At 75.4% G+C, this 2,380-nt stretch carries 3 protein-coding genes and 1 pseudogene; 1 reads left to right on the plus strand and 3 read right to left on the minus strand.

The window, feature by feature from the left end; translation table 11 throughout:
• Positions 1-339 (minus strand): GntR family transcriptional regulator (locus EEJ42_RS14875; RefSeq protein WP_123100430.1); only part of this gene is annotated, 339 nt, incomplete at its 3' end.
• A 37-nt stretch (positions 340-376) separates the two neighbouring features.
• Between EEJ42_RS14875 and EEJ42_RS14880 the strand changes: the two genes are divergently transcribed.
• Positions 377-1,093: a pyridoxamine 5'-phosphate oxidase family protein gene (locus EEJ42_RS14880; RefSeq protein WP_123100428.1), complete on the plus strand. Its 717-nt coding sequence runs from the start codon at positions 377-379 to the stop codon at positions 1,091-1,093.
• 3 nt (positions 1,094-1,096) lie between these two features.
• Here EEJ42_RS14880 and EEJ42_RS14885 read toward each other — a convergent pair whose 3' ends face one another.
• Positions 1,097-2,137, minus strand: a complete 1,041-nt coding sequence (locus tag EEJ42_RS14885; protein ID WP_123100429.1) for an EamA family transporter — start codon at positions 2,135-2,137, stop codon at positions 1,097-1,099.
• Between the two features lie 32 nt (positions 2,138-2,169).
• Positions 2,170-2,380: pseudogene (locus tag EEJ42_RS14890) on the minus strand (Clp protease N-terminal domain-containing protein); the annotation flags it as partial.

The raw sequence follows: 2,380 nt of genomic DNA on the forward strand, positions 1-2,380 counted from the left end.
GAGGGCCGCGCCGAGCGACGGCAGCAGGGCGGGGTCGGGGTTGCCGGTCGCGAGGTCGCGCGCGCCCGGGGCCTCGACCCGGAGCCACTCGCGGGGTGTGCTCGCCGGGCGCGCCCGCACCCGGGTCCCCCGGCGGCCCGCCGTCTCGATCACGCCGCGCTCGCGCAGGACGCGATAGGCGGCCGCGACGGTGTTCGGGTTGACGCCCAGCCACGTGGCCAACTCCCGCTGTGGCGGCAGCGATTGGCCGGGCGACAGCGACCCGGCACCGACCGCCCGCTCCACGCTGGCCGCAATCTCCGCTGCGCCACGCCCTTCGATCGGATATTCTCCTAGCACAAAAGACAGTTTGCACTAGTGCAATGGGAGTGCGCAAATGAGTGCGACCACCGAGCCGCCCGCCGAGCCGTCCACCGCTCCGTCCACCGAACCGGACGGCACCGCCTACGCCGCGACCGACCGCACCACCCCGACCCGCGCCCGGGAACGCGCCTCGTACGACAAGGACGTGGTGCACGCGATCCTCGACGAGGGGTACGTCTGTCACCTGGGCTTCATACGCGACGGCGCCCCGGTCGTCCTGCCGACCCTCTACGCCCGGTCCGGGTCCCGCCTCTACGTCCACGGCTCGACCGGGTCGCGCCCCCTGCGGATGGCGGGCGCCGAGGACCCGGGGCTGCCGGTGTGCCTCACGGTCACGCACGTCGACGGCCTGGTGCTCGCCCGCTCGGCGTTCCACCACTCGATCAACTACCGCTCGGTGGTGGTGCACGGCACCGCCCGTCAGGTGCTGGACGAGGCCGAGCGCGCGGCCGCGCTCGACGCGCTGGTGGACCATGTGGTGCCGGGCCGGGCCGCCGACTCCCGCCGGGCGAACGCGAAGGAGCTGGCCGCCACCGCCGTGCTCCGACTCGACCTCGACGAGGTCTCCGCCAAGATGCGCACCGGCGGCCCCAACGACGAACCGGAGGACATGGCGCTGCCGTACTGGACCGGCGTGGTCCCGGTCGCCCGGACGCACGGCGCGCCCGTCCCCGCGGACGACCTGGCGCCGGACACGCCCCTACCCGGCTATCTCGCGTCGCTGGGGTAGACCCTAGGGAGCGCCCTCCGGGGGCTCGTCCGCCGCCGCGCGGGGGTGCCCCGACTCGGACGCGGCGACCGGGGGCGCGGCGGGGGACGGCCCCGCCGCCACCGGCTCCGCCCCCGCCGCCTTCGGCGCCGACGTCTGCGCGATCAGCGCGCCGCCCAGCACCACCGCACCGCCGACGACCTGGGCCGCGCCCAGGTGTTCGTCCAGCAGCACCCAGGCCAGCACGGTCGCGACGACCGCCTCCAGACAGGCCACCACCCCGGCCACCTGCGGCGACAGCCGACGCACCGAGAGCACCCCGGTCAGATACGCGACCACCGTGGCGATCAGCACGATCCAGCCCAGCAGCAGCACCGCGGGCACCCGCGCGCCCGCGAGGTCGGCCTGCCCCGTGAGCACCGGCCAGTGCGTCTCCCACGGCCGGGCGATCACCGTCAGCGTCGCGGCGCCGATGAGCAGCCCGTAGGCGATGACCCCGAGCGGATCGGCCGCGTCCTGCCCCTCGCTGCCGTGGTCGGACAGGACGAAGTAGCCGACCTGGCAGCAGGCGGCGCCGAGGGCGAGCACCAGGCCCAGCGCGTCGAAGCTCAGCCCGGACCACACCTCCACCACACACGCGAGCCCGCCCACGGCGAGCACGACGCCGACCGCCGCCGCCCGGCTCACCGGCCGCCGCTGGACGAACCGGACCCAGCCCAGCACCAGCGCGGGCGCGAGGTACTCCACGAGCAGCGCGACCCCGACCGGGATGCGCGAGAGCGCGGCGAAGTAGAAGGCCTGGACGCCCGCCACGGCCAGCAGGCCGAAGCCCAGCAGCAGTCCGGGGCGCCGCAGCGGCAGCCGACGGTGGCGCCAGGCCAGCGGCAGCATGACGAGGGCCGCGCCCGTCACCCGCAACCAGGTCACCTGCAACGGTTCGAGCCCCGCCCCGATCAGCGGCTTGGCGGCGACGCCCGAGCCGCCGAAGGCGAGCGCCGAGACCAGGGCGAGCCCCAGACCGACACCCCTTACCTGGCCATGGCGCTGGCCTCGCGTGCTGTGCATCGGGCCATCATGTCAGCCCGATGTCAGGACCGTCACCCCGTTTGCAACTGGCAGGGTATGCCGTCCAGGGCCGTGACCAGCAGATCCACATCCACCCCCGTCCGCCGCAGCACCTCCACGGCCCGGCACTCCCGGTCGTAGGTCAGCGCGGCGAGGAGGTCGGGGCCCTCGGCGAGGATCGCGCCCCTCGCCGCGGCGCGCCCGGCGGCCGCCGCCATCGCGGTCGCGGCCGCCGGGGACCAG

It is taken from the genome of Streptomyces botrytidirepellens, assembly GCF_003721215.1.
Taxonomy (GTDB): domain Bacteria; phylum Actinomycetota; class Actinomycetes; order Streptomycetales; family Streptomycetaceae; genus Streptomyces; species Streptomyces himastatinicus.